At 70.8% G+C, this 25,103-nt stretch carries 18 protein-coding genes and 1 pseudogene; 7 read left to right on the top strand and 12 right to left on the bottom strand.

The window, feature by feature from the left end:
* Positions 1–32: 32 nt before the first annotated feature.
* Entirely contained in the window at positions 33–3,233 is a 3,201-nt protein-coding gene (locus tag ACFWWR_RS09245) for a tetratricopeptide repeat protein (RefSeq protein WP_384302644.1), read from the bottom strand.
* A 274-nt stretch (positions 3,234–3,507) separates the two neighbouring features.
* Between ACFWWR_RS09245 and ACFWWR_RS09240 the strand changes: the two genes are divergently transcribed.
* The 5 genes from ACFWWR_RS09240 (at position 3,508) to ACFWWR_RS09220 (ending at position 12,263) form a co-directional block, all read left to right on the top strand.
* Complete coding sequence (locus ACFWWR_RS09240; protein WP_383857921.1) at positions 3,508–5,538, top strand: thioredoxin domain-containing protein; 2,031 nt, start codon at positions 3,508–3,510, stop codon at positions 5,536–5,538.
* Between the two features lie 201 nt (positions 5,539–5,739).
* Positions 5,740–7,008, top strand: coding sequence for a glycosyltransferase (locus tag ACFWWR_RS09235; protein WP_383857924.1), 1,269 nt, complete (start codon positions 5,740–5,742; stop codon positions 7,006–7,008).
* Entirely contained in the window at positions 7,005–8,663 is a 1,659-nt protein-coding gene (locus ACFWWR_RS09230; protein WP_384302642.1) for an ArnT family glycosyltransferase, read from the top strand. The genes ACFWWR_RS09235 and ACFWWR_RS09230 overlap by 4 nt, the downstream gene beginning before the upstream one ends.
* Positions 8,660–9,874 carry a glycosyltransferase gene (locus ACFWWR_RS09225; RefSeq protein ID WP_383857930.1) on the top strand — a complete coding sequence of 405 codons (1,215 nt, stop codon included), beginning with the start codon at positions 8,660–8,662 and terminating at the stop codon, positions 9,872–9,874. The genes ACFWWR_RS09230 and ACFWWR_RS09225 overlap by 4 nt, the downstream gene beginning before the upstream one ends.
* Complete coding sequence (locus ACFWWR_RS09220) at positions 9,858–12,263, top strand: galactose oxidase-like domain-containing protein (RefSeq protein WP_383857932.1); 2,406 nt, start codon at positions 9,858–9,860, stop codon at positions 12,261–12,263. The genes ACFWWR_RS09225 and ACFWWR_RS09220 overlap by 17 nt, the downstream gene beginning before the upstream one ends.
* Here the strand turns inward: ACFWWR_RS09220 and ACFWWR_RS09215 are convergent.
* From ACFWWR_RS09215 to ACFWWR_RS09195, 5 genes and pseudogenes are all read right to left on the bottom strand, one after another.
* Complete coding sequence (locus ACFWWR_RS09215) at positions 12,260–12,994, bottom strand: Mut7-C RNAse domain-containing protein (protein ID WP_384302640.1); 735 nt, start codon at positions 12,992–12,994, stop codon at positions 12,260–12,262. The two genes, ACFWWR_RS09220 and ACFWWR_RS09215, sit on opposite strands and share 4 nt — an antisense overlap.
* 12 nt (positions 12,995–13,006) lie before the next feature.
* A complete protein-coding gene (locus ACFWWR_RS09210; RefSeq protein WP_383857938.1) occupies positions 13,007–13,309 on the bottom strand; it encodes a type II toxin-antitoxin system RelE/ParE family toxin in 303 nt (100 codons plus the stop codon).
* Between the two features lie 5 nt (positions 13,310–13,314).
* Positions 13,315–13,572: pseudogene (locus ACFWWR_RS09205) on the bottom strand (type II toxin-antitoxin system Phd/YefM family antitoxin).
* A gap of 64 nt (positions 13,573–13,636) precedes the next feature.
* A complete protein-coding gene (locus ACFWWR_RS09200) occupies positions 13,637–14,257 on the bottom strand; it encodes a TetR/AcrR family transcriptional regulator (RefSeq protein ID WP_383857940.1) in 621 nt (206 codons plus the stop codon).
* Between the two features lie 152 nt (positions 14,258–14,409).
* Positions 14,410–15,123: a hemolysin III family protein gene (locus ACFWWR_RS09195; protein ID WP_383857943.1), complete on the bottom strand. Its 714-nt coding sequence runs from the start codon at positions 15,121–15,123 to the stop codon at positions 14,410–14,412.
* A 355-nt stretch (positions 15,124–15,478) separates the two neighbouring features.
* On the opposite strand from ACFWWR_RS09195, the gene ACFWWR_RS09190 reads away from it, so the two are divergent.
* Complete coding sequence (locus ACFWWR_RS09190) at positions 15,479–17,302, top strand: phosphoenolpyruvate carboxykinase (GTP) (RefSeq protein WP_383857945.1); 1,824 nt, start codon at positions 15,479–15,481, stop codon at positions 17,300–17,302.
* A gap of 190 nt (positions 17,303–17,492) precedes the next feature.
* Here ACFWWR_RS09190 and ACFWWR_RS09185 read toward each other — a convergent pair whose 3' ends face one another.
* The 6 genes from ACFWWR_RS09185 to ACFWWR_RS09160 all read right to left on the bottom strand — a co-directional run bounded on the left by ACFWWR_RS09185 (position 17,493) and on the right by ACFWWR_RS09160 (position 24,113).
* A complete protein-coding gene (locus ACFWWR_RS09185; RefSeq protein WP_384302638.1) occupies positions 17,493–18,095 on the bottom strand; it encodes a hypothetical protein in 603 nt (200 codons plus the stop codon).
* Complete coding sequence (locus tag ACFWWR_RS09180) at positions 18,082–19,611, bottom strand: substrate-binding domain-containing protein (protein WP_384302636.1); 1,530 nt, start codon at positions 19,609–19,611, stop codon at positions 18,082–18,084. The genes ACFWWR_RS09185 and ACFWWR_RS09180 overlap by 14 nt, the downstream gene beginning before the upstream one ends.
* A complete protein-coding gene (locus tag ACFWWR_RS09175) occupies positions 19,608–20,777 on the bottom strand; it encodes a toxic anion resistance protein (protein WP_384302634.1) in 1,170 nt (389 codons plus the stop codon). The genes ACFWWR_RS09180 and ACFWWR_RS09175 overlap by 4 nt, the downstream gene beginning before the upstream one ends.
* Positions 20,774–21,862 (bottom strand): substrate-binding domain-containing protein, encoded by a 1,089-nt coding sequence (locus ACFWWR_RS09170; RefSeq protein ID WP_384302632.1) that lies wholly within the window; start codon positions 21,860–21,862, stop codon positions 20,774–20,776. The genes ACFWWR_RS09175 and ACFWWR_RS09170 overlap by 4 nt, the downstream gene beginning before the upstream one ends.
* Positions 21,863–22,401: 539 nt before the next feature.
* Positions 22,402–22,824 (bottom strand): hypothetical protein, encoded by a 423-nt coding sequence (locus ACFWWR_RS09165; RefSeq protein ID WP_383857958.1) that lies wholly within the window; start codon positions 22,822–22,824, stop codon positions 22,402–22,404.
* 77 nt (positions 22,825–22,901) lie between these two features.
* Positions 22,902–24,113: a pyridoxal phosphate-dependent aminotransferase gene (locus tag ACFWWR_RS09160; protein ID WP_383857960.1), complete on the bottom strand. Its 1,212-nt coding sequence runs from the start codon at positions 24,111–24,113 to the stop codon at positions 22,902–22,904.
* A gap of 126 nt (positions 24,114–24,239) precedes the next feature.
* Here ACFWWR_RS09160 and ACFWWR_RS09155 point away from each other — a divergent pair, with 126 nt between their 5' ends.
* Positions 24,240–24,983 (top strand): hypothetical protein, encoded by a 744-nt coding sequence (locus tag ACFWWR_RS09155; RefSeq protein WP_384302630.1) that lies wholly within the window; start codon positions 24,240–24,242, stop codon positions 24,981–24,983.
* Positions 24,984–25,103 lie beyond the last annotated feature (120 nt).

Here is a 25,103-nt window from a genome sequence, read left to right as displayed (position 1 = left end):
CCCGCCCCCTCCCCGTCGGCACTCCTACCCGTTCAGGCCCCCGCCCGCACCGCCACCCCCATGACCTCCCGAGCATGCCTCCCCGGCACCATCCCCAACCGCCAAGCCTGCCACCCGGCTTCGAGGTTCACTCCCCGTTCCAGCAGCAGCTGGTACGCCTCCACGTAGTCGTCCAGCTTCTCGTCCCGGACCGGATGGCCCGCCCGCCCCAGTTGTGCAAGCTCCTCCTGTGCCACGGCGGTACCGATCTCCACGCCGCCCGGGGCGGCGTACGGCAGCAACGTGCAGCGCAGGAAACGTGCCCAGTCCTCGCCCCGTCGGTCCCCGTACGAGGTGAACAGGCCCACCGCCTCGTCGCACAGGGCAAGGGCCTGCGGGGTGCGGGCGTTGCCCGCGTCCACGACCGCGAGCTCCAGGCAGGTCCATGCCTCTCCGTGCGCGACGCCGATGCGCTGGAAGTCGGCGCGGGCGTCGACCAGGAGCTGGCGGGCGAAGCCGGAGTTCCGCAACGACCCGGTCTGCGCGGCGCGTTGGTCGCGGGTCGCCCGTGCCGAGTGGTGCCGGGCGCAGGCCAGGCCGTAGACGTCCCGCATCCGCGAGAACATCGTGCGCGAGCGTTCCAGCTCGCGGACCGCGAGGGTCAGGTTGCCGGTCTCCTCGAGGGCCTGGCCCAGGTAGTACACCGTCCAGGCCTCGCCGCGCGCGTCCTCGTTGTCGCGGTGCCGGGACGCCGCCTGGCGCAGGCCGTCGACCGCCGCCGACGCGTCGCCGGCGACCAGGCGGGCGCGGGCCAGCTGGGTCAGGGCCCAGGCCTCGCCGCGGGCGTCGCGGGTGCGGCCGTACAGGTCGAGGGCGGTGCGCAGCTCCTGTTCCGCGCGCGGCACGTCGCCCATGCGCAGGCCGAGCTGGCCGAGCTGGAAGTGGGCCCAGGCCTCGCCGTGCACCGACTCGCCGGCGCGGTGCAGGAGCAGGGACTGGGTCAGCAGCTCCATCGCCTCCGCCAGCCGGGCCCGGTCGCGTTCCACCGCGGCCAGCGCGTGCATCGTCCACGCCCGGTCCGTGGCCAGGTCGGGCGCCGCCTGCAGGTCCAGCGCCTCCCGGAGCTTGGACGCCGCCTCGGTCAGGTTGCCCTGGTGGTGGAGGGTGATGCCGAGCGAGCACAGGGCCCGGGCCGCGCCCGCGTCGTGGTGCGCCTCCATATAGAGGTCCACCACCGACGTCAGCGTGGTGCGCGCCTTGTCCAGCTCGCCCAGCTGCCTCGCCGCGATGCCCGTCCGCCACTGCACCGAGCGGACCAGCAGGCCCTGGTCGACCGCCTGCGCCAACTCGCTGATCTCGCCCAGCCGGTAGAGGTCGCCGCGCAGCAGGCAGTAGTCGCACAGGGCGCCCAGCAGGTTGAGTACGGCCGCCTGGTTGACGCCCTCCGCGTGCCTCAGCGCCGCCGTGATGAAGCTCGACTCGTCGTCGAGCCAGCGCAGCGCCTCGTCGAGGGAGTGGAAGCCGTGCGGGCTGAAGCGGTCCGAGCGGGTCGACATGTTGCCGTCGACCAGGCGCAGCACCGAGTCCGCGAGGTCGGCGTAGTTCACGATCAGGCGTTCTTGTGCGGCTGTACGTTCCGAGGGCTCCTCCTCGTCGAGGAGGCGGGCGTGGGCGAAGGCGCGGACCACGTCGTGGACGCGGTAGCGGCTGCCGCGGACGTGGTCGATGAGGCCCGCCCGGGCCAGCGCGACCAGGTGGCGGCTCGCCTCCGTCTCGTCCGTGGCCAGCAGGGCGGCGGCCGCGGCGGCGCCGAGGGAGGCGCGGCCGGCCAGGGCGAGGCGGCGCAGCAGCCGGCGGGCCGGTTCCGTCTGGTCGGTGTAGCGCAGCCACAGCACTCTCTCGGCGGGTTCGACCGGGCCGTACGCGTCGAGATCCGTGGCGAGTTGGCGGGGTGAGCGCGGGCCGAGCGAGGAGCCGGCGATGCGCAGCGCGAGCGGCAGTCCGCCGCACAGCCGGCTGATGCGCTCGGTGGACTCGGCGTCGTAGGGGCCGGTGCTGTCCTGCGCGGCCGCCGTCAGCAGCTCCTCCGCGCCGGGCCCGTCCAGGGTCTCGACGGGCAGGTGGTGCACCCGGGCGGCGAGGTCGGCGGGCAGATCGAGGGGCTGCCGGGCGGTGACCAGGACCAGGCTGTCGGAGCGCTCGGGGACGAGGGTGCGGACCTGCTCGGGGTCCGAGGCGTCGTCCAGGACGATGGTGACGGGCAGGCCGGTCAGATGCTGGTGGTACAGCTCGCTGAGCCGCTTGACCTGCTGGTCCGCGGAGGAACGCTCACGGAACAGCAGCTGTTCGCGGGGCGCGCCGAGACGGTTCAGCAGGTGCAGCAGCGCGTCGCGGGTCGACAGCGGCGCCTCCTCCGGGCTGGCGCCGCGCAGGTCGACCACGCACGCGCCGCGGAAGTAGTCCTTCAGGTCGTGGGCGGCGCGCACCGCGAGCGTCGTGCGGCCGCTGCCCTGCGCCCCGTGCAGGACGACGACCGTCGGCCGGGTCTCGGTGCTCGCCCGGGCCGCCTGCACCCACTGCCGGATCCGGCCCGTCTCCTGCCGTCGGCCCGCGAACGGGCCCACCGGCTCGGGGAGTTGCCCGAACGACTGCTCCAGCACGTTGCGCCCGCGAGCCGCTGCGCTCTTGTCGGTGCCCTTCAGTCGAGGTCCCGTCTGCTTCGGCCCGGTGGAGGCGTTGCGTACCCGCTGCTGATCGAGGTAGGGGCGGATGCCGCGTACTTCGAGAGCCGTCAGCCACTGCAACCGCAACTGCTCGGGTCCGCCGGGCTGGCCGAGCGCGCCCGCGTGGTGGTGCGCGGCGGGCAGATGCGAACCGGCCACCTTCACGACCGTCGCCGCCGCGCCCACCACCCCCACCGTCATCCCGGCCCCGAGCGCGGTGCTCGCGCCGGTGCCGAGAGCCAGGTCGGCGACGGTGGCCGCGACCGCCGCGACGCCCGCCACCAGCAACGGAGTACCGCCGCCCTCACGCGCGTACCGCTGCCCGAAGGTGAGCTGACCGGCCTCCGACTCCTCCAGGGCGCGCGTGTACGCCTCGTACTCCTCCGCGGCCGTCTGTGCCATCGAGTCCAGCGCGGCGCGGGCCCGGGACAGCAGCACGGTCCCGTCGGTACGGCCGCCCGACCGCCGTACCTCCTCCTCCACGGCCCGTGCCAGCAACCGCTCGGCCTCCGCGCGATGACTGTCCCGCATGTCACGTCCCCCTCCGGCGGCAACGGCTCTTCCTCGTGGTTCTTCGGTGGTTCCTTGGTCAAGTGTGCTGCCGACGGAGCATCGGGGCGAGGGGGCGACGGGCTCCGATCACCTTGCCCGGTGCGCCCGTTGGCGGCGGGCCGCGGACCACGAAGGCCGGATCGCCTGCCCGACGTGATCACCGTGCCCCTCCAGGGACACGGGAAAACTCGGGGTCACTCTCCGGGAGACGCCTGCCGCGTGACGGGCCGGGTACTGCGGCAGGATGGACACCATGCCGAACCGACTGGCCCATGAGACGTCCCCCTACCTCCTCCAGCACGCCGAGAACCCCGTCGACTGGTGGCCGTGGTCGGCCGAGGCCTTCGAGGAGGCCCGGAAACGGAACGTGCCGGTCCTGCTCAGCGTCGGCTACAGCAGCTGCCACTGGTGCCACGTCATGGCGCACGAGTCCTTCGAGGACCAGGCGACCGCCGACTACCTCAACGCCCACTTCGTCAGCGTCAAGGTCGACCGCGAGGAACGCCCCGACGTGGACGCCGTCTACATGGAGGCCGTCCAGGCGGCCACGGGGCAGGGCGGCTGGCCCATGACCGTGTTCCTGACACCGGACGCCGAGCCCTTCTACTTCGGCACCTACTTCCCGCCCGCCCCGCGCCAGGGCATGCCCGCCTTCCAGCAGGTCCTGCAGGGCGTGCACAGCGCCTGGGCCGACCGGCGGGACGAGGTCGCCGAGGTGGCCGGGAAGATCGTGCGGGACCTGGCGGGGCGGGAGATCTCCTACGGCGACAGCCAGGCGCCCGGCGAGGAGCAGCTGGCCGCGGCCCTCCTCGGGCTCACCCGGGAGTACGACGCGCAGCGCGGCGGGTTCGGCGGGGCGCCCAAGTTCCCGCCGTCCATGGCCGTCGAGTTCCTGCTGCGGCATCACGCGCGGACCGGGGCCGAGGGCGCCCTCCAGATGGCCCGGGACACCTGTGACCGCATGGCCCGCGGCGGCATCTACGACCAGCTCGGCGGCGGCTTCGCCCGTTACTCCGTGGACCGGGACTGGATCGTGCCGCACTTCGAGAAGATGCTGTACGACAACGCCCTGCTGTGCCGCGTCTACGCCCACCTGTGGCGGTCCACCGGCTCCGAGCTCGCCCGCCGGGTCGCCCTGGAGACCGCCGACTTCATGGTGCGGGAACTGCGCACGAACGAAGGCGGGTTCTCCTCCGCGCTCGACGCCGACAGCGACGACGGGACCGGGAAGCACGTCGAGGGCGCCTACTACGTGTGGACGCCCGGGCAGCTCCGCGAGGTGCTCGGGGACGAGGACGCCGAGCTCGCCGTCCGGTACTTCGGCGTCACCGAGGAGGGGACCTTCGAGCACGGCTCGTCCGTCCTCCAGCTCCCGCAGCAGGACGAGGTCTTCGACGCCGACCGGATCGCCTCCATCAAGGAACGCCTCCTCCACAAGCGGAACGACCGCCCCGCACCCGGCCGTGACGACAAGGTCGTCGCCGCCTGGAACGGGCTCGCGATCGCCGCGCTCGCCGAGACCGGCGCCTACTTCGACCGTCCCGACCTGATCGAGGCCGCGCTCGGTGCCGCCGACCTCCTGGTCCGGCTGCACCTGGACGAGCAGGCCCGCCTCTCGCGTACCAGCAAGGACGGGCATGTCGGCGCGAACGCCGGGGTGTTGGAGGACTACGCCGATGTGGCGGAGGGCTTCCTCGCGCTGGCCTCCGTGACCGGCGAGGGCGTGTGGCTCGAGTTCGCCGGGTTCCTCCTCGACCACGTCCTCACGCGGTTCGCCGACGACTCCGGCAGCCTCTACGACACCGCCGCCGACGCCGAGAAGCTGATCCGCCGCCCGCAGGACCCCACCGACAACGCCACCCCCTCCGGCTGGACCGCCGCCGCCGGAGCCCTGGTCGGCTACGCCGCCCAGACCGGCTCCGAGCCGCACCGCGCCGCCGCCGAGAAGGCACTCGGCGTCGTCAAGGCGCTCGGCCCGCGCGTCCCCCGCTTCATCGGCTGGGGGCTCGCCGTCGCCGAGGCGCTGCTCGACGGGCCGCGCGAGGTGGCGATCGTCGGCCCGGCCATCGGCGATCCGGGAACAAGGGCCTTGCACCGCACGGCACTTCTGGGCACGGCGCCCGGTGCCGTGGTCGCGGTGGGGACTCCGGGCAGTGACGAGTTCCCGCTGCTCGCCGACCGTCCGCTGAGCAACGGTGAACCGACCGCGTATGTCTGCCGTAACTTCACATGTGACGCTCCGACGACCGATCCGGACCGACTTCGCACGCAACTGAGCGGCTGAAACGGAAGCGGAGGTCTCTCTTTCGCGTGCCAAAATTGAGCATGTGTTCGGATACATCCCGCTACCACCGTCACCGTTCCGAAACACGCTATTTATCGGAAGAGCTCCCGCGCTTCACAGTTCCCCCCTAATCTCTGCACAGTGACGCGACGGATGTGGTCATCCGTCGCGACAGGGGGTTTTGGGATCTGGGGGGATCTGTTGCTTACGTCTGTCTTCATCGCTGCCGTCTCGCTTGCCTTGTTCTGGATGGCGGCGTTCACCTTGTGGTGGCAGATGCACGCGTGGCGTACGCCCGAAGTGCTTGCCTCCACCCGCTTCCACAGACCGGACGGCGGGGAGAGCCTGTCGTTCTCGCTGCTGCTTCCGGCGCGGCACGAGCAGGCCGTGCTCGACCACACCATCCAGCGGCTGCTGGAGTCGAGCCACACCGACTTCGAGATCATCGTGATCGTCGGGCACGACGACCCGGAGACCACGGCCGTCGCCTGCGACGCCGCGGATCGTGACCCGCGCGTGCGGGTCGTCGTCGACACCCATGACAAGAAGAACAAGCCGAAGGCCATGAACACGGCGCTGCCGCACTGCCGCGGCGACGTCGTCGGGGTCTTCGACGCCGAGGACCAGGTCCACCCGGAGCTGCTCGCCCACGTCGACCACGCGTTCCGGACGACCGGCGCGGACGTCGTCCAGGGCGGGGTCCAGCTGATCAACTTCCACTCCAGCTGGTACAGCCTGCGCAACTGCCTGGAGTACTTCTTCTGGTTCCGCTCCCGGCTGCACCTGCACGCGCAGAAAGGGTTCATCCCGCTCGGCGGCAACACCGTCTTCGTGAAGACGGACGTGCTCCGCGAAGCCGACGGCTGGGACCCCGACTGCCTCGCGGAGGACTGCGACCTGGGCGTGCGCCTGTCCAGCGTCGGCAAGAAGGTCGTCGTCGCCTACGACTCCGACATGGTGACCAAGGAGGAGACCCCCGGTTCGCTGATGTCGCTGCTGAAGCAGCGCACCCGCTGGAACCAGGGCTTCCTCCAGGTGTACCGCAAGAAGGACTGGAAGCAACTGCCGGGATTCGGGCAGCGGTTGCTGGCCCGCTACACCCTCATGACGCCCTTCATGCAGGCCTTCACCGGCATCATCATCCCGCTCAACGTGGCCATCGCGCTCTTCCTCGACGTGCCCGTGAGCATCGCGTTCATCACCTTCCTGCCGGCCGTGACCGCCCTGGTCACCTTCGTCTTCGAGCTCGTCGGGCTGCACGACTTCGGCAAGCAGTACGGGCTTCGCGTCCGCTTCGTCCACTACGTCAAGCTCGTCGTGGGCGGCCCCTTCTACCAGGTACTCCTCGCCGGGGCCGCCGTCCGCGCCGTCTGGCGCGAGCAGCGCGGCCGCAACGACTGGGAGTTGACCACTCACGTCGGCGCGCACCTCACCCCGTCCGAAGTGACCCGAGAGGACGTCCCCGCGTGACCTCCACCCTCCCCGCGGTGACCACTCCCAAGGTCCCCGCGCAGCGGCAGCCTGCGCCTGAATCCGGTCCGGCCGGCCGGGCGGCTCCACCGAGCCGCCTGCGTTCCTCCCGCTCCGACCTCCTGCTGTGCGGTCTGCTCCTCGTGGCGATCCTGGTCGTGCAGGGCTGGAACATCGCCGACTACCCGACGCTCAGCGACGACGAGGGCACCTACCTCGCCCAGGCCTGGGCGGTCCAGGAGGGCAAGGGCCTCGCCCACTACACCTACTGGTACGACCACCCGCCGCTCGGCTGGATCCAGTTGGCCCTGCTGACCTGGATACCCTCGATGATCAGCCCCGAGTCGATGACCGTCGGCTCGATGCGCGCGACGATGCTGGTGGTCAGCGGCATCAGCGCGGTGCTGGTCTACGTCCTGGGCCGCCGTCTGTCCCTGCCCCGCTGGGCCGCCGGGCTCGGCATGGTCCTGTTCGGGCTCTCGCCGCTCTCCGTCGTCCTGCAGCGCGAGATCTTCCTCGACAACCTCGCGGTGATGTGGACGCTCGTGGCGTTCACCCTCGCCGCCTCCCCGAGCCGTCACCTCTGGCACCACTTCGGGGCGGGGATCGCGGCCGCCACGGCCGTCCTCACCAAGGAGACGATGCTCGTCATCCTGCCCGCGCTGCTGGTCACCATGTGGCGGCACAGCCATCGCGACACCCGGAAGTTCGCGGTCACGGGCGCCATCACGGCGTGCACCCTGATCGGCTTCTCGTACCCCCTGTTCGCCCTCCTCAAGGGCGAGTTGCTGCCCGGCGGGGGCCACGTCTCCCTGTGGGACGGCGTCAAGTACCAGATGACCAGGCCGGGTTCGGGCTTCATCCTGGACCAGGGCTCCGGTTCCCACGGCGTCTTCCAGTCCTGGCTCTACTACGACCGTGTCCTGCCCCTGGGCGGCCTCGCCGGCGCCCTCCTGCTGCTGGCCACCTGGCGCTGGTCGGTCACCGCCCGCGCCCTGGCCGGACCGGCCCTGACGGTGGCGATCCTCGCCGCGCTGGCCCTGCGCCCCAACGGCTACCTGCCCGCGATGTACGTCATCCAGGCACTGCCCTTCCTCGCCCTCGTCCTCGCCGGAGGCACCGCCTCCGTCGCCCACGCCGTGCTGCGCAGATGGCGTGCCGAGAGGGAGAAACGATTGCTCACCGGCGGGCGGTACGCCCTCGCGGCGGTCCTCGCCGTCGCCGCCGGCGCCTACGTCGTCCCGAAGTGGTACGACGGCGACCGCACCGCCGTCACCGTCGACGCCAACGCCCCCTACCAGGCCGCCTCGAAGTGGCTTGCCACCGAGGTGGAGGACCCCGAGGACACCCGGGTGCTCGTCGACGACGCGATGTGGCTGGACCTGGTGCACGCCGGGTACCGGCCCGGGCTCGGCGTCATCTGGTTCTACAAGGCCGACCTCGACCCGGCGGTCACCAAGACGATGCCGCACGGCTGGAAGGACATCGACTACGTCGTGGCCTCCCCGACGGTCCGGCGTGACGCGGTCGACCTGCCCAACGTCAAGGCGGCCATCCAGCACTCGAAACCGGTCGCCGTCTTCGGCACCGGTGCGGACCGGATCGAGATCCGGCAGATCCAGACCACCGGCACCGCCGCGGGAGGCGTCCGATGACCCAGGAATCCATCGTCCCAGGAGAACTGGGCGATCCGGCCGTACGGGCCGTCGAGGTGCCCGAGCCGGGCGCCGTCACCATTGTCGTGCCGACGTTCAACGAGTCCGCGAACGTACGGCAGTTGCTGCGGCAGATCAGCGAGTCGGTGCCGTCCCGGCTGCCCTGCGAGGTCGTCTTCGTGGACGACTCCACCGACGACACCCCCGAGGTCATCTACGAGGCCGCCAAGGACTGCCCCTTCCCGGTGACCGTCCTGCACCGCGACGAGCCGGTCGGCGGGCTCGGCGGCGCGGTCGTCGAGGGCATGAAGGCGGCCGGGTCGGACTGGATCGTCGTGATGGACGGCGACTGCCAGCATCCGCCGTCCCTGGTGCCGGAGCTGGTCGCCACCGGCGAGCGGGCCAACGCCGGGCTCGTCGTCGCCTCCCGCTACATCAAGGGCGGCAGCCGCGCCGGACTCGCGGGCAGCTACCGGGTCGCCGTCTCGCGCGGGGCGACCTGGCTGACCAAGTCCCTCTTCCCGCGCAAGCTGCACGGCATCAGCGACCCGATGAGCGGGTTCTTCGCCATCCGGCGCAGCGCCGTCACCGCCGACGTGCTCCAGCCCCTCGGCTACAAGATCCTCCTCGAACTCGCCGTGCGCAGCCGTCCGCGCGGGGTGACCGAGGTCCCGTTCGTGTTCCAGGACCGGTTCGCCGGCGAGTCCAAGTCCAGTGCCCAGGAGGGCTTCCGCTTCCTGCGTCACCTGGTCGGTCTGCGCACCGCCTCGCCGGTCGCCCGCATGGTCGGCTTCGGCCTGATCGGCGCGACCGGGTTCGTGCCGAACCTGCTCGGTCTGTGGGTGCTGACCCTGCTCGGCATGCACTACCTGCCGGCGGAGATCCTCGCCAACCAGCTCGGCGTCGCCTGGAACTTCCTGCTCATCGAGCACCTGCTGTTCCGCGACCGCCGCCGGCACCGGCGGCTGTGGGACCGCGTCGGCCGGTTCGCGCTGCTCGCCAACGCGGACCTGGTGCTGCGGATCCCGCTGATCGCGTTGTTCGTCCACCGGTTTGACATGAGCGCGCTGTCCGCGACCGCTCTCGCGCTGGTGACGACCTTCGTCCTGCGCTTCGTGGGGACCGAAGCGCTGGTCTATCTGCCGCGAAGGGCCGCGGGGGCCCTGAAAGCGGTCGTACCGCAAGGAGAGCCGAGTGAACAGACACCGTAGGAGATCCGCCCTCCTGGCCGTGGCAGGCCTTACGGGGGGCCTTCTTCTCACCTCACCCCAGCCAGCCTCCGCCGCCAACCTCATCACGAACCCCGGCTTCGAGACCGCCGGCACCGACGGGATGCCGTACTGCTGGGAGAAGTCCGGCTGGGGCGACAACGACTTCAGCTTCACCACCACCTCCGACGCCCACTCCGGCTCCAAGGCCATGAAGGTCGAGCTGACCCGCCGGGTCAGCGGCGACCGCAAGGCGCTGATCACCGAGTCGGCTCAGTGCGCTCCGGTCGTGACCGCGGGCAAGCAGTACGACCTGGGGCTCTGGTACAAGTCGACCACCCCGGACACGTCCGTCACCCTCTTCCGGCACGACGCGACGGCGGGCTGGCAGTACTGGACCGACCTCAAGACGCTGGAGATGGCGGGCAGTTGGACCCAGGCGTCGGTCCGCACCCCGGAGGTCCCGGCCGGTACGGACCGCATCACCTGGGGCGTCTCGGTCTACGGCACCGGCTCGGTCACCACCGACGACTACACGATGGACCAGGTCGCCGACCCGGTTCCGACCCCGGTGTGCACGGGCACCGCCGAGCAGTGTGCCAACGGGCGGTGGGACGTGCTGCCCACGCAGAACCCGGTGCGTTCCATGCACTCCGTCGTCCTCAACAACGGCAAGGTGCTGCTGATCGCCGGCTCCGGCAACAGCGAGGAGCAGTTCAACGCGGGCACCTTCACCTCCGCGGTGTACAACCCGGCCACCGGCACCTACAAGGTCATCCCCACGCCGAAGGACATGTTCTGCTCCGGACACGTCCAGCTCCAGGACGGCCGCGTCCTCGTGATGAGCGGCAACAAGGCGTACCCGGTGGCGGGCGGGCACGGCTACGAGGGCTACAAGGACTCGTACATCTTCGACCCGGTCACCGAGACGTACAGCAAGACCAACGACATGAACGACGGCCACTGGTATCCGTCGGCGACCGCCCTCGGCAACGGTGACGTCATCTCCTTCGGCGGCCTGAAAGAGGACTCGACCGGCTCGGTGACCGCCGAGTACTGGTCGGACGCCGAGCAGCAGTGGCAGCCGCTGTGGAAGGTCAACCAGACCTGGTCGTACTGGGGTCTGTACCCGTCGATGATCCTGATGCAGGACGGCCGCCTCTTCTACTCGGGCAGCCATGTCTTCGGCAACAACATCCCCGGCACGGGGTCGGCGATCTACGACTACGACGCCAACACCGTCACCCAGATCCCGGGCCTGCAGAACAAGGACGAGCGCGACCAGTCGGCGAGCGTCCTGCTGCCTCCGGCGCAGGACCAGAAGGTCCTCACCCTCGGCGGCGGCAACATCGACTCCAACCCGGACGCCAACCGGCTGACCGACGTCATCGACCTCAAGGCCGCGAACCCGGCGTACGTCGCCGGGCCCCCGCTGCCGCAGGGCACGGTCGACCTCGGCAACGGCAAGGTGGCCCAGACGGGCAACCAGGGCAAGATGTACGTCTCCGCCGTACTGCTGCCCGACGGCAAGGTCCTGGAGACGGGCGGCGCGCTGCACAACCGGGCCGACCCGGTCTTCGAGTCGTCGATCTACGACCCGGCGTCGAACACCTTCGACCCGGTGGCCGCCGACCCGCAGGCGCGCGGCTACCACTCGTCCTCGTTCCTGCTGCCCGACGGCCGGGTGATGTCGACCGGCGACAACCCCGGCAACGGCACCTGGAACCACAACGTGTCGATCTACACCCCGCCCTATCTCCTCAAGGGCACGCGTCCGTCGATCACGTCGGTGATCGACACCGAGTGGAACTACGGCGACACCCAGCGGATCACCGTCGACCGGCCCATCGCCAAGGCCGAGCTGATCCGCCCGGCAGCCGTCACCCACTCCTCGGACCCGAACCAGCGGTTCGTGGACCTGCCCCTGTCGGTGGACGGCAACAACGTCGACCTGAACGTGACGAGCAACCCCAACATGGCGCCGCCCGGCTGGTACATGCTCTTCGCGGTCGACGCCAACGGTGTGCCGTCGGTGGCCAAGTGGGTGCACCTGCAGGGTCCGTCGGCGCTGAGCGCCACCGACGCCTCCGCGCACGTCCACTCCTTCGCCGACTCCCTGGAGGGCACGGTCCAGAAGCCCGGCAAGAAGAAGACCTCGCAGAAGGTCAGCCCCACCGTCTCGGGCTGCGACCCGCACTACGGCTCCATCAACGTCTGCGTGCCGACCGCGTTCCCGGACGAGGTCAAGTCCACGACGGCCGCCCGCTGTGCCTGGCTGAAGACGAACGACTACGGCCGTCTGAAGGTCAACGGCAAGGACGACCCGCTCAGGCTCGACCGGAACAAGGACGGGATCGCCTGCGGAAAGGGTGACGTGAAGAAGAAGAGCTAGCGGTCGCCCGCGAACTCCTCCAGGGCGCGCTCCACGATGGCCTCCAGCTGGTCGTGGTGCGCGCCCTTCCAGTACGCCCGCCCGCACTCCCGGCATTGCGCGAAGACGTCGTACGACTGCTGCGTTCCGCCCTCCAACTGGTCCGCCACCTCCTCCTTGGTGGCCTCCTTCAGGAGGCCGTTGCAGGCGGTGCACCGGGTCCACGGGCGCAGCTCGGGGCGGAAGCGCTCCAGCACGTCCTGGAGTTGGTCCTCGGGGCGGGTGCTGTAGACGAACGCCCCCGCCCACAGCTCGCGGCGGCGCAGCAGGCCCCGGTCCCGGCTGAGCATGACCCGGCGCTCGGCCGCCGAGCGGGCGGCGAGGGCCGGGTCGCCGATGTCCGTCGACTCGTAGGCCGTGTCCACGCCGAGCAGGCGCAGCCGGCGGGCGAGGGTGCCGAGGTGGACGTCGAGGAGGAAGCGGAGGGGAGCGCCGGGGACCTGCTGGGGCCGCTCGACGGCCCGTACCCGGACGGATTCGCCCGCCGCAGGGCTGTGCGAGACGGGTGCCTCGCGGCCGTCCACGACGAGGGAGCCGACCTCGGTCAGCGGCACGCCGAGGGACTCGACGACATGGCCGAGGCTCGAGACGCCGTCGATGACGACCGGGGTGGCGCCGGCCCGCCGTCCGTGCCGGACGAAGAGGGCCAGCTCGGGGGCGAATTCCACATGGATCTCCGCTACTGCGCTCACCGGGTCAGGATGTCATGACCGCGGGACCGCACGAGGAGCGATGCTCACAGGCCGCGGTACACGATGGGCGGTCGCGAGTACCCGTACGACGAGGCGGCCGTCCTCGACGGTGTGGACGACGCGGTAGTCCCCGACCCGCAGGCGCCAGCGGGCGTTGTGTCCTTGGAGCGCCTTGATGTCGCGGGCGGTCGTGTCGTCGGCGTCCATCGCCCGCTGGAGCCCGGTGAGCCGGTGGAGAATGCGCACGGCGTCGGGGCGGGGGATCTTGAGCATGTCCCGCTGGGCGTGCGGCGTGAACCGCGTGACGTACCCCATCGGCATCAGGGGTGGTCGGCGCGGAGGGCGGCGGCCATCTCCTCGAGGGAGACCGACCCGTCGAGCCCTTCGGACTCCGCCTCGTTTGCCAACCGGTTCAGTCACGCGTCCTCGGCCTGCTCCGCGAGCTCACGCAGACGGCGGTACTCCTCGATGTCGAGGACGACGGCCTCTTGCCTGCCCCGGCGCGTAATGATCGTGGGGGTCATATCCCTGTGGGCGCGGTCTACGACATGCGCCAAGTGCCTGCGGACGTCGGCCAGGGGTGCGATCACCGGCTCTCATGTCACCGGTGTGTCAGGTGTACATCTGCACCCCCAGAGGCTTCTACCGGGTGAGGCCGTGTTCGATGACGTCCAGGGCGCGGTCGAGGAGCTCGCGCAGGTCGTCCCGGAAGCCGTTCTCGGCCCAGTACAGGGAGATCTCCGCGAGGCCACCGATCAGGGACATCGTGTAGACCCGCACCTCCAGGTCGGCCTCAGCGCGGCCTGTGCGGGCCGCGACGGCCGAGGCGAGCAGCCTGCCGGTGACCGACATGCTCTCCATCATCCGGGCGCGCACCGCGGGCACCTCGACCATCAGCCGTGACCGCATCCGGGTGACGTCGGGTTCCTCGGCCGCTCCGAGACCGATGGCCTTGCGCATGACGTACCGCAGGGAGTCCGCCCACGGCTCGTCCGCCGGCCGGGCCCGCAGTTCCTCCAGGAGGACCGCGTCGTACTCGTCCGTGAGGACGATGTCCTCCTTCGTGGGGAAGTAACGGAAGACCGTGGACGGCGACACCTCGGCGCGCTCGGCGATCTGCTCGATCGTCGTGGCGTCGTACCCCTGTTCCTGGATCAGCGCGTACGTCGCGTCGCGGATCGCCGTCCTGGTCTTGATCTTCTTCCGCTCGCGAAGTCCCAGCTGGGGACGGTCGGTGGGGGAAGAGGGTGGTGAGGGCGTCATGAGGGTCATTTTCGGGCATCGGCGGCAGCGCCGTCCAAATGAAGGTGGCTCTCACAATCCAGTTACTGTCAATCGTTCCCGTGGATCAAGCCCCCCGGGCAGGCAAAAGCGGCCACGGCTGACGAGCCGTGGCCGCTGTCTTCGGTCGGGGTCTACGTGTGCTGGTACGCCACCATCGAGATCCCGACGTAGTGCGCGATGAACGCGGCCAGGGTCAGCGAGTGGAACACCTCGTGGAAGCCGAACCAGCGCGGTGACGGGTTGGGGCGCTGGATGCCGTAGATCACGCCGCCCGCGCTGTAGAGCAGGCCGCCCACGATCACCAGCACGAGGACGGTGATGCCGCCGCTGCGCATGAAGTCCGGCAGGAAGAAGACGGCCGCCCAGCCCATCGCGATGTAGCAGGGCGTGTAGAGCCAGCGCGGGGCGCCGACCCAGAAGACGCGGAAGATGATGCCCGCCGCGGCCGCCGCCCAGATGCTCCACAGCAGCCACTGGCCCTTGGCGCCCGGCAGGAGCAGCATCGTCAGCGGAGTGTAGGTGCCGGCGATGATCAGGAAGATGTTGGCGTGATCCAGCCGGCGCAGGATCCCGTCCATGCGCGGGCTCCAGTCGCCCCGGTGGTACAGCGCGCTCACGCCGAAGAGCAGGCAGGCCGTCAGGGCGAAGATCCCGCAGGCGAGGCGGCCTCTGGGAGAGTCGGCGAGGGCGGTGAGCACCAGGCCCGCGATGAGTACGGCCGGAAACATGCCCAGGTGCAGCCAACCGCGGAGTTTGGGCTTGACCGGGTGCGGCAGGGAGGTCGCGACGGGACCGCGGCCTGCGGCCGGGGTGTCCGAGGTCGCGTCGGGGACGGACGCAGTCATACGGGGCATCGTACCTACGGAACCGTAAGTTGCGGATCGGTGCGACCCGTTGGTCGACCAAGAGTGGCCATCGTCTCATGAGGTTCGGCGCCCGTACCGCCCGTGGCGCTCCGGCGGGGGACCTTCAAGGGACCTTCAGCTGAATCCCATGTGGACGCAAAGCGCGAATTTTACACGTGGCGATCCTCACTCCGCTCATCTGTACGTCCCTATGGACAGATGGGCGAACTCGTCGGATGATCAAATGAGTGCGGTCGGCACCGGATGAGCGCCAGAGGGAATCGACGCTGCGAAGCATCCGGGTCGCGGCCCCCACGGGGCAACAAAGGACAAAATCCCTCATTTAGGAGCAATCGTGGCGCGCGACATCGCGGCTCCCCCCGTCATCCCCACCACCCACAAGGAACTCGTCTCGTGGGTGAACGAGATCGCAGAACTGACCCAGCCGGACAACGTGGTCTGGTGTGACGGATCCGAGGCCGAGTACGAGCGCCTGTGCGAGGAGCTCGTCGCGAAGGGCACCTTCAAGAAACTCGACCCGATCAAGCGCCCCAACTCGTACTACGCAGCCTCCGACCCGACCGACGTCGCCCGCGTCGAGGACCGGACCTTCATCTGCTCCGAGCAGGAGAAGGACGCCGGCCCCACGAACCACTGGAAGGCCCCCGCCGAGATGCGGGAGATCTTCGCCGGCGAGAAGGGCGTCTTCCGCGGCTCCATGAAGGGCCGGACGATGTACGTCGTCCCGTTCTGCATGGGCCCCCTCGGCTCGGACCTCTCCGCGATCGGCGTAGAGATCACCGACTCCGCCTACGTCGCCGTGTCCATGCGCACCATGACCCGCATGGGCCAGGCGGTCCTGGACGAGCTCGGCACCGACGGCTTCTTCGTGCGTGCCGTGCACACGCTCGGAGCGCCGCTGGCCGAGGGCGAGGCGGACGTGCCCTGGCCGTGCAACTCCACGAAGTACATCTCCCACTTCCCGGAGTCCCGCGAGATCTGGTCCTACGGCTCCGGCTACGGCGGCAACGCCCTGCTCGGCAAGAAGTGCTACGCCCTGCGCATCGCCTCCGTCATGGCCCGCGACGAGGGCTGGCTCGCCGAGCACATGCTGATCCTCAAGCTGACCCCGCCGCAGGGCGAGTCGAAGTACGTCGCCGCCGCCTTCCCGAGCGCCTGCGGCAAGACCAACCTCGCCATGCTGGAGCCCACGGTCTCCGGCTGGACCGTGGAGACCATCGGCGACGACATCGCCTGGATGCGCTTCGGCGAGGACGGCCGTCTGTACGCCATCAACCCCGAGGCCGGCTTCTTCGGCGTCGCGCCCGGCACCGGTGAGCACACCAACGCCAACGCGATGAAGACGCTGTGGGGCAACTCGGTCTTCACCAACGTCGCCCTCACCGACGACAACGACATCTGGTGGGAGGGCATGACGGAGGAGACTCCGGCCCACCTCACCGACTGGAAGGGCAACGACTGGACGCCGGCGTCCGAGACCCCGGCCGCCCACCCGAACGCCCGCTTCACCGTCCCCGCCTCACAGTGCCCGATCATCGCGCCCGAGTGGGAGGACCCCAAGGGCGTGCCGATCTCGGCGATCCTCTTCGGCGGGCGCCGCGCCACCGCCGTACCGCTGGTGACGGAGTCCTTCGACTGGAACCACGGCGTCTTCCTCGGCGCCAACGTGGCCTCCGAGAAGACCGCCGCCGCCGAGGGCAAGGTCGGCGAGCTGCGCCGCGACCCCTTCGCCATGCTGCCGTTCTGCGGCTACAACATGGGCGACTACATGGGCCACTGGGTCGACGTCGCCAAGGGCAAGGACCAGTCGAAGCTCCCGAAGATCTACTACGTCAACTGGTTCCGCAAGAACGACGAGGGCAAGTTCGTCTGGCCCGGCTTCGGCGAGAACTCCCGCGTCCTGAAGTGGATCGTGGAGCGCCTGGAGGGCAAGGCCGAGGGCGTCGAGACCCCGATCGGCATCCTGCCGGCCAAGGGCGCCCTCGACACCAACGGCCTGGACCTGGCCGAGTCGGACCTGGACTTCCTCCTCACCGTCGACAAGGAGGTCTGGCGCGAGGAGGCCGCCCTGGTCCCCGAGCACCTCAACACCTTCGGCGAGCACACACCCAAGGAACTGTGGGATGAGTACCGCGCACTGGTGCAGCGCCTGGGCTGAGCCGGCCCCCAAGACGCCGCGGCCGGCTCGATCGTGCCCTGACCAGCAATATCGTCACGGCCGGCCGCGGTGCAGCACCTTCGCGCAACCCCGTACCGGCGAGGTTCCGCACAACGACGTGTGGGGCCCTGGGCCTGTCGTCGTTCTCCCGTCCGCCCCGACGGAAGAGCGACGGCAGGCCCTCGCCCATTCACCGCGACCGGTCCTCCAGATACCGCGTGTGCGACTCCTGCCGCCGGGCCTCCGTCTCCCGCAGGCCCGCGGCCAGCCGCTCGGCCTCCTCGTGCAGCAGCGTCAACTGCCGCTCCAGATGCCGTTCCGGTGACTCCTGGCCCGGCGCCAGCCGGGTCCACCACCGGGTCCGTACGAACGTGTCGACGGCCTCGGGCACGTCCTGCCGTACGGCCCGCGACAGCGTGTGCACGCCCTCCGGGTCCTGGGCGAGCACCTCGGCGACCCAGCCGGGGTCCAGCAGCGCGGCCAGCAGCTCGGTCAGTTCGGTGAGCCGGCCCGCGGCGGCGGGCGGCAGCTCGACGTCCGCGAGGTAGGACGTGAGCCGGTCGAAGTCGGCCCGCACCTCGTCGAGCTGGGCCGACGGGTCCGGGAAGTCCGGCAGCGGCGGCCGTTCCGGCGGCGCGATCAGGGCCCCGGCGCCGTACAGGCCCACCACGACCACGGGCCAGTACGGGCCCGCGACCCCGGCGAAGGTCAGCGCCAGCCCCGCGAGACCGCAGGCGCTCCCGGTGATGTTCTTGCGGGACTCGAGATACCCGAGCAGGTCATTGGTAGCCACGGATCTCCTCGAAGGCGCCGTCCAGCGAGCCCTGCCGGGCGTCGAAGAGGCGGCCGCCGGTCAGCTCGGCGATGTGTTCCAGTTCGGAGCGGTCGGAGTCGCCGAAGAGGATGGGGAAGACGGGCGTCTCCCGCTGCGCGGCGCCGAGCCCGGCGTAGAAGTCGTCGAACTCCGCCGCCTTCGCGCCCGCCGTGTTCTCGCCGTCCGTCATCAGCACGATGGACGTGAAGGTGTCCCGTCCGGCGTCGAGATGGTCGTACGCCTTCTCCAGCGAGGTGTAGATCGCGGTGTCGCCCTCGGCGGTGAGCGCCTCGGTGTCCGCACGGATGGCGTCGAGACCGGCCTGCGGGCCCGCCGGGTCCACCACATGCGTCCGTACGCTCTTCACCCGCGACCCGAACGGCATCAGCGTGACCTCCTCGCGGTCCCGGAAGTCGCCGGTGAGGTCGGCGAGCGCGTCCTTGAGCCCCGCCAGCCGGTCGCCCTCCATCGACCCCGAGGTGTCGAGGACGTAGACGGTCCTGGACGGGCGGCGCAGCTCGTTCTCGTACGAGTCGAGCAGACCGTCCGCGACGGAACGGCTGCCCGGGAACGGCAGTTCGCGCCGCCGGGTGGGATCGAGGCCCGGCGCGGGCGGCACGGCGGCGACGACCGGGCGGCGGTGCGTGCGCTCGGTGATCTCCCGCTGGATCTCCGGCGTGCGCAGGGCCTCGGTCACCCTGCGGACGTCCTCCCGGGTGGTGGCGTCGGTGGCCGTGAGGGAGGAGAGCGGGTAGTCGGCGGTGACGACGCCGTCGCGGGGGCGGATCACGGTGAGGCCCGGGATGCCCTTGAGGACGGACTCGTAGTTGAGCAGGGCGTCCACGTTCCCGCGCCGCTGGTACGCCGCCGCCAGCCAGCCCGACGACCCCGACGTCAGCCGCTGCCCCTGGAAGAACTCCTTCAGCCGGGGCGTGGCCTTGGTGACGTCGGCGTCCGTGAGCGCGGACTGCGCGCCGGAGAGGGCGGAGGCCACGGAGACCAGCGTGGCGAAGCCGGAGTTGGAGCGCGCCGGGTCGGTCATGCCGTACGACAGCCTGCCGTCCTGGACGGCCTGCTCGACCTCGGCCCACGTGACGTCGTCCGGCTTCCAGCCGAGCGCCCGGACGGTGGCGGGCTTCACGCCCACGGCGACCGGGCTCGACATGACCGGCGTCTCGGACACGACCTTCTTCGCCGCGTCGGGACGCAGGCGCAGGTAGTCGTTGGAGGACAGCCACAGGGCGTCGTACGTCCCGTCCGCCTTGCCCGTCGCCAGCAGTTCCACGGCGTCCAGGGTGCCCATGTAGGTGGGCCGGACCTTGACGCCGGTGTCCTTCTCGACCCGGTCGAGGACCGGGGCCATGTCGGCGATCTCGCTGGAGGCGAGGACGCGGAGGGTGCCGGGTTCGGGGGCACCCGGGTCGTCCTGCTCCTGTGCCGCGGTGCAGCCCGTCAGGAGGGCGAGGGCGAGGAAGGCCGTGAGCCGGCGTCTCATCCGAGCCCTCCTTCCAGGGCGCCCTGCGACCGGCTGCGCTCCAGGTACCCGCTCGCGTGCTGGAGTTCCGAGGTCAGGGACTCCACGGTCGCCGCCATCGCCTCGGTCGCCTGGACCTTGTAGGTGTCGATGGCGTCGAGGGTGCGGTAGATCTGCTGGAAGGCGGTGCGCAGGGTCTCGGCCCCGACGGCCGGGTCCGCGGCGATCCGCTGGATCTCGCCGCTCTGCGTGGCGAGCATCTCCGCGTTGCCCCGGATGAGGTCCTCGGTCGTCCCGCGCAGGGCGTTGACCTGGTCGACGACCTTCTTCTGGTTGTCGAGGGCGGAGGCCAGCATCACGGAGATGCGCAGGGCGGAGACCGTGGTCGTGGCCGCGCGGTCGACGCCCTTGATCAGCTCCTCGTTGTTGCGTCGTACGACGTCCATGGCGAGGTAGCCCTGGGCGCACACCGCGAGCTGGGTGAGCAGGTCCTGGTGCTTCTGCCGCACCGGGAACAGGACGTCGGCGCGCAGCGAGTCGGCCTGCTGCGGGTCTGTCGCCTCGACGCCGGTGATGTGCTGCTCGACGGCCGTGTCCAGGGCCTCGGTCAGCACCACGTACTCCTGGAGCTTGCCCATGGTCTCCCACAGGCGGACCCGCTCGGTCTGCAACGCGGCGTTGTCACGCCTCAGTTCGTCCTGGCCGCCGCGCAGCGAGCCCACGATCTTGTTCAAGGTGCCCTGCGCCGAGGCGTACTTGGCGACGTGGTCGCGCAGTCTGTTGCCACCGGGCAGCCGGGACAGGAACTTCCGCCCCTTGGCGGCGGGCAGGTCCCGCGGGTCCAGGTCCTCCACGACGCGCCGGAGCTCCACCAGCGAGCCCGACACCTGGGACTGGGCGTCCCCGCCCTTGGCGGGCAGATTCCGCACGGTCCGCTCCAGCATGCGGTTGGACTGCGCGGCGGCGCCGCGCATCTCCCCGGCGCCGAGCGCGGTGATCTCACCGACCTTGCCGGCGAACTCGGGGGAGCGGGCGTCGAGCGAGGCCAGGCCCTCGACATACGCGGCGGCCTTCTCGGCCATGTCGGTCCGGACGCTGTCGTCGACGGGGACGAGCCCGCCGGCCTTCTCCCGGGGCACGGGCGTGACGGCCTCGGGCGGGGTGAGGGTGAAGGTGTCGTCGGTCATGTGCCGTCCCCCTGTCCGCTCGCCCGGCGCGCCATCGCGTGCAGCACCTCGGAGGTGGGCACGGGCGCCTGCCGGATCCCGGTCAGCGTCTGGTTGAGGTACTCGGCGTGGGCGCCCGTGGCCTTGGTGAACTCGGCGGTCGTGCCCTGCGGCCGGAACCCGTGCCGGACGGCCAGCTCGCGCAACGCCGGGTCGGCGCTGAGGAGTTCGCCGAGCGCGCGGCCGTTCTCCGTGAGCGGTACGACGGTGTGGTCGCTGTTGGCGGTGGTGTCCGGGTAGAGGACGGTCACGTCGTCGACGCCCCGCCCCTCACCCAGCAGTGCGGCGACCTGCGACTCGTACACCAGCACCAGCGGGTTGCCGGCGCCGCTGACGAAGTCCCGGAAGGCCGCGTCCGTGCTGGACTGCTGGGCTCCCTGCACGCTGACCAGCTTGCGCATCAGGGGCGCGGTGCGGTCGACGTCGGCATCACTCGCGGCCACCTTGCCGCCGGCGGCGGCATAGGAGGCGGCGGCGAGATAGAGGGCGCCGGAGTTGGAGGTCTCGGGGTCGGTGGTGGCGACGTAGAGCGTGCCGGTCAACTCCCCGTACTTCTGTGCTCCCTTGAGCTGCTGCCAGGTCCGGTCGTCCCCGGCTGCGTCGAGGTAGGCGGCCATCTTCAGGGTGCCGCGGTTCCTGTCGAGGGTGGCGAGTCCATTGGCGGCCAGCACCTCGGCGGCGCCGCGATGGGCCACGACGACGAGCGGCGAGTAGAAGGGCCGCGGCAGCGGCTGCCTGACCCTGTACTTCGCGGCGAGCTCGGCGGCGGGCGCCTGGCTGGACGGGAAGGCGAGGTCGTAGCCCTTGAGGTCCAGCCCCTCCATGGCCCAGGACCCGGAGGTCTCGGCCTTGACGGTGTAGCCCTTGGCGGCGAGGACCTTCACCACGTCGGGATCGGCGAAGAACTCCGCCTTCTCCGATCCGATCACTGCGCGCACGGTCTTCGTTGCCGTGCTCCTGTCCCCGGTGTCCCGGCCCGCTACGACGGCTGCCACCACGCCGCCGACCAGCAGGACCGCGAGGACGATTCCTGCGATTCGTCTCACAGGGGGAGAGTGCTCGCGGAACCCAACATTCCCCGGCGGAGCGGGTGAACGGGGGGTGTCGTACCTGTCCCGGTACTGCAGCGCCCCGAAAGGGGCGCGGGGAACGGCGCGACAGGCCACGGACAACGCGCGGCCGCCGACCGCAATGCGCCCTACGGTGATGCCCGGTCAGGGGCGCGGGGAACTGCGCGACAGGCCACGGACAACGCGCGGCCGCCGACCGCAATGCGCCCTTCGGTGATGCCCGGTCAGGGGCGCGGGGAACTGCGCGACAGGCCACGGACGACCCGCGGCCGCCGACCGCAATGCGCCCTTCGGTGATGCCCGGTCAGGGGCGCGGGGAACTGCGCGACAGGCCACGGACGACCCGCGGCCGCTCGACGACAGATCCCCCGCGGCGAGAGGCACCGCATCAGGTCGGCACTTCCCAACCGGCGACAACAACAACCGCCGCCCAAGCCAACGCAGTGCCATGGCACCCGGTCCGCGCGTCGCTGCGGGTGCACGCGGACCGGGGCCGTTTCGGGGAGCCGTACGGCTCAGTGGGGGGCGAGCTCGCGCGGCTCCAGGGCCGCCGCGTGGGCGTCCATCCGCTCGGCGGACAGGATCGCCGCCGCCGTGTCGGCGCGGGACGCGGCCACCACCAGCGCGCGGCCCGCGAGGGCGTGCGCCCGCCGGTGCACGGGCGCGAGGTTCGTGCGGCCGGCGACGCCGGTGAGCGGGGCTCGGGCCGGCGGGCGGCCTCCCCGCAGCCGGGTGACCTGCTCGGCGAGCCGGTCGGCCGCGGTGTCCAGGTCGGCGGACGGCGCGAGCGCGCGCAGCTCGTCCGTGACGGTGAGTAGCGCGGCGAGATGGCCCGCGAGCTGGATGTCCAGCTCCTCCTCACGGGTGCGGTGAGGGAAGTCGGAGGTCGTGCCGGCCATCGTGCTGTGGACCGACTTGGTGCGGATCGGCTCGTACATGGGATGGCCTCCTGTGTTCTCAGGAAACCATCCTAGCTTAGATCCCGTCTAAAGTTGAGTCGACCCAAAAACCGCTGTCACGGCTGGCTGTAACCGTCCAGGAAGTTGCCGATCCGGGTGATCGCCGACCGCAGGTCCGTCACCGTCGGCAGGGTCACCACCCGGAAGTGGTCCGGTTCGGTCCAGTTGAAGCCGGTGCCCTGGACGACCATGATCTTCTCCTGGCGGAGCAGGTCGAGGACCATCTGCCGGTCGTCCTTGATCTTGAAGACCTTGGGGTCGAGGCGCGGGAAGAGGTACAGCGCCCCCTTCGGCTTCACGCAGCTCACCCCCGGGATCTGCGTCAGCAGCTCGTACGCCACGTCCCGCTGCTCGCGCAGCCGCCCGCCCGGCAGTACCAGGTCGTTGATGGTCTGCCGCCCGCTGAGCGCGGCGACGACTCCGTGCTGGCCCGGCATGTTCGCGCACAGGCGCATGTTCGCCAGTATCGTCAGACCCTCGATGTAGGAGTCGGCGTGGGCGCGCGGCCCGGAGATCGACATCCAGCCGACCCGGTACCCGGCGACCCGGTACGCCTTCGACATCCCGTTGAAGGTGAGGGTGAGCAGGTCGGGGGCGACCTTGGCGGTCGGCGTGTGCGTGGCGTCGTCGTACAGGATCTTGTCGTAGATCTCGTCCGAGCAGACCAGCAGGTTGTGGCGGCGCGCGATGTCGGTGAGCCCTCGCAGCATCGCCTCGTCGTACACGGCCCCCGTCGGGTTGTTCGGGTTGATGATGACGATCGCCTTGGTGCGGTCGGTGACCTTGCGCTCCACGTCGGCGAGGTCGGGCATCCAGTCGGCCTGCTCGTCGCACCGGTAGTGCACGGCGGTGCCGCCGGACAGGGAGACGGCCGCGGTCCACAGCGGATAGTCGGGGGTCGGTACGAGGACCTCGTCCCCGTCGTCCAGCAGCCCCTGCATCGCCATCACGATCAGCTCGGAGACGCCGTTGCCGATGTAGACGTGCTCGACGTCGGTCTCGATGCCGAGGGTCTGGTTGTGCATGACGACCGCCCGGCGCGCGGCCAGCAGGCCCTTCGCGTCGCCGTAGCCGTGCGCCGAGGAGACGTTGCGGAGGATGTCCTCCAGGATCTCGGGCGGGCACTCGAAGCCGAACGCGGCCGGGTTTCCGGTGTTCAGCTTGAGGATGCGGTGCCCTGCCGCTTCCAGGCGCATCGCCTCCTCGAGAACCGGGCCCCGGATCTCGTAACAGACGTTGGCGAGCTTGGTCGACTGGATCACCTGCATGTCTGGGAGCTTACGGCCCGGTAACGCTCCCCGCGTCGTGTTTTCCGCCACGTGGGACGCGGCGGTTTGGGTGGGTATCGCCGACGGCTGTCCCACCGGCCCCTTCCGTCCCTACAATGCGCGCCCATGTCCAGGCCACCTCAGTACGAGAACGGCGCCCACGGCACGGGTGCGGTCGGCGAGCCGCCGGAGGTGCCGAACGTGTACCACCCGCAGGCCGCGTCGACGCCCCCGTACGAGGAGTACGTCGACCCGGCCGCCGCACACGGCTGGCAGAACGCCTACGACCAGACGGCCGAACTGCCCCCGGTGGCCGACACCGGTCCGGTGACGGTCGGCCTCCCGGTGACCCGAGCCGAGATGGTGCCGGTCCGCGGTGCCGGCCCGGGGCGGCGGCGGTCGCGGCGCAAGCCGAGCCGGTGGCGGTCACGCCGGATGGTGGTCGCCGCCGGTGCGGCGGGCGCGGTGTCCGCGGCGGCGCTGATCGCCGGGTTCTCGTTCTCGGGGGCCTCCTCGAACGGACCGCAGGGCAAGGAGGGCGGCACGAGGTCGGCGCCGGACGACGCCACCGGGGCGGACGGCTCGCCCTCCTCGGACGGCCCGGCGTCCTCCGGTGCCCCGGACACCTCGGGGCCGGGCGGCCCGGTGTCCGGCGGGACGGACGCCTCGACCGGCGCCTCGACCGGCGCCTCGACGGGCGGCGCGCCGGACGAGGAGAAGTCCGGCGCGCCGTCGGCGGGGTCGTCCACGGATCCGGCCGCCACCTCGTCGCCCACGGCCACCGCCACCTCCTCGGCGCCCACGGACTCCGCTCCGGGCAACTCCGACGGCAAGGGGCGGGGGCCGGGAGGCACGAAAGGGCCCAAGTAGCGGGGAGGTCGGGGAGGTGTTTTCGGCCCCGCCCTCAGGCCGAAAAACCACCCTTGCCACCCCCGCCCCCCCCATGTAAATTAGCCAGGCAAAAAAAACGGGGGGCCGGGAGAAAACCGG

The sequence above is a fragment of the Streptomyces sp. NPDC058678 genome (genome assembly GCF_042714835.1).
In the GTDB taxonomy this organism is placed as follows: Bacteria; Actinomycetota; Actinomycetes; order Streptomycetales; family Streptomycetaceae; genus Streptomyces.
Note: the sequence above shows the minus strand (reverse complement) of the source record. Positions and strands in the feature narration are given on the sequence as shown.